We start from the raw sequence: 2196 nt of genomic DNA, 5'->3' as shown, positions 1-2196 counted from the left end.
GCCGCCATGACGGCGCCCGCCGTGCGCAGGCCCACACTTTCCAGGCTGGTGCGGGTCGAAGGTTCTATGCGCAGCGCGGCCAGCGGCAGGGGCGCCAGCAGCGCCTCCTCCTCGCCTGACACAACGATGCGGTCGCCGCAAAAGCGTGCCGCCGCCCAGGCCGCACCCGGCGTCGCGGCAAGCCCGGCGCGGACATCGAAACCCTGATGGAAGAAGCGCGACAGGATGTCGTCCAGCATGGCGCGCTCGCCGCCGAACAGATGGGTGCAGCCGGTGACGTCGAGAAACAGGCCGTCTGCCCCGTCCAGCGCCACCAGCGGGGTGTAGCGGTCGCACCAGTCGGCGAGGCCTTCGAGCAGGCGGCGATCGGCTTCCGGATCGGCCTCGACGACGTCGATCGACGGATGCATGGCGCGCGCATCGGCGATGCCCATGTCGCGCTTCAGGTGCAGCGCCTCAGCCCGCTCGTCGAGGGCCGAGATGCGCTGTGCGTTGCGGTCGCGATGGCTGATCACGAGCGGCGGGTGAGATGGGTGATCCGACGACCGGGAACGCCAGGACCGCCCCAGACGCTGGCGCAGGATCCTTTCCGCCGCCAGATAGGGAAACCACAGGGACAGGATTCTTTGCCCGGTCTCTTGCCTCGCCCGCTCTTTCGTCGAATGCGCGTTCATCGGGGTTCCACTCCAGTGTGAATTGTCCAGGCAGGGCCGTGCGGCTCTTGCCGATGGTGAGGGTGAAGGCCGGGCGGCCGATCGAGCCGGCCAGCGGCCCGGCGATGGTGTCGCGCGGCACCGCCGGCGCCGAGGCGACGATGAGGCGGACGGGTGCCGCCGTCGGTTCGGGCCCAGCCGCCTGCCGCAGCAGGAACACCGGCCGGCCGGCCGCTTGCGCCCTTGCATGCAGCCGGCGTGTCGCGGTCAGGTCAAGCCGCTGCGGATTGCCGCGGATTTCCAGGATGACGGCGGCGAGCGCCGTCATCCGGGCCGCCTCCTCGGCGACCCACAGCGCATCGACGAGCCTTGGCGCCTCGGAAAACAGCAATTGCTCCGGCTCGATGCCGAACGAGGCGTGAAGCCCCCTGGCATAGGGAAAGCCGGCCTCGCGAAAAATCTCCGATGTGCCGATCCACAGCACCGGCAGCCCCGGCGTTTGCTTGAGGATCAGGCTGGTGAGCGACAAAGCGAAGCCGGCGACGGCCCCGGCATCGCGGGTTTCAAGCCCATGGATTTCGCTCAGGGCGGCCTTCGGCAGCCCGCCGCTCAGGGCGGCATCGAGGCGCCCGACGCCGATAGGCAGGAACGCATCCGGCAACGCCGCGGCAATGCCACGCCGGACGATTGTGAGATCAGTGTTGACGTCAGCATCAAAGGGTGCGGCTGCCGGCGCAGCCAAGCGCTCGGGCAGCGTTCCCTCGATTTTCGCGATCTGGCGGCGCAGGGCAAAAACAGTCTCCCGCGCCACGGCGGTCATCGCCATGACGGTCAGCTTCCACTCACAATTGTTCCTGTTATGTTCCTATAGATTCCAGAGCGCATCCCAAGAGTCAAGCAGAGTCATGGGGAATTTATTCCTCTCTGCAGGGATGGCGCAGGCGCATCGGCCCGTTCATTTGCCGATTCCGGTGCGAAAGCCTATATGCCGGGATCAAAGGATAAAGCATGGCCCGCATCTACAAGACCCGCACCTGGCACGACGAACTCTCGCCCTCGATGGACGAAATGGAGTTCCTGGCGCTGGAGGCGTACGCCCATCTGCCGGAGGATTTTCGCAAGCTGACCGGCGAGATCGTCATCCAGATCGCCGAATTCCCGACCGACGAAATCATGGACGATCTGTCGCTGGAAACGCCATTCGACCTGCTCGGCCTGTTCGAGGGACGCGGCATCGCCGAGCGCTGGAACCCGCAGACCGGGGAAGGCCCGAACCGCATCACGCTCTACCGCCGCGCCATCCTCGATTACTGGTCCGAGAACGAAGAGACGCTGGGCGACATCGTCACCCACGTGCTGATCCACGAGATCGGCCACCATTTCGGCCTGTCGGACGATGATATGGAGAAGATCGAAGAGGCGGCGGAGTAGGGTGCGCTGATATTCAGGTGATGCCGGCCTGCAAATGATGGCTTCCTGCGCTTCCCCGCTCTACCGCGTCGCGGTAGAACGGTGCTCACGTACCCAAAAGTACGCTCCGCTC

Annotated in this window: 3 protein-coding genes; 1 reads left to right on the top strand and 2 read right to left on the bottom strand. The window is 66.0% G+C overall.

The window, feature by feature from the left end; genetic code table 11:
- Positions 1-515: DNA polymerase Y family protein (locus ENZ74_RS29840; protein WP_164761312.1), on the bottom strand; the 515-nt coding region annotated here is incomplete at its 3' end.
- Positions 457-1479, bottom strand: a complete 1023-nt coding sequence (locus tag ENZ74_RS35460) for a hypothetical protein (protein ID WP_024504051.1) — start codon at positions 1477-1479, stop codon at positions 457-459. The genes ENZ74_RS35460 and ENZ74_RS29840, both read right to left, overlap by 59 nt.
- A 182-nt stretch (positions 1480-1661) precedes the next feature.
- On the opposite strand from ENZ74_RS35460, the gene ENZ74_RS29830 reads away from it, so the two are divergent.
- Positions 1662-2084: a metallopeptidase family protein gene (locus ENZ74_RS29830; protein WP_023763026.1), complete on the top strand. Its 423-nt coding sequence runs from the start codon at positions 1662-1664 to the stop codon at positions 2082-2084.
- The last annotated feature ends 112 nt before the right edge of the window (positions 2085-2196 follow it).

Source organism: Mesorhizobium sp. M7A.F.Ca.CA.002.15.2.1 (genome assembly GCF_003998715.1).
Classification (GTDB): Bacteria; Pseudomonadota; Alphaproteobacteria; order Rhizobiales; family Rhizobiaceae; genus Mesorhizobium; species Mesorhizobium ciceri.
The sequence above is the reverse complement of the archived record's forward strand: the minus strand, read 5'-3'. Positions and strand labels throughout refer to the sequence as shown.

Coding starts and splice junctions, on each gene's coding strand:
- ENZ74_RS35460 (WP_024504051.1), bottom strand. CDS start 1,479: ATGGCGATGACCGCCGTGGCGCGGGAGACTGTTTTTGCCCTGCGCCGC.
- ENZ74_RS29830 (WP_023763026.1), top strand. CDS start 1,662: ATGGCCCGCATCTACAAGACCCGCACCTGGCACGACGAACTCTCGCCC.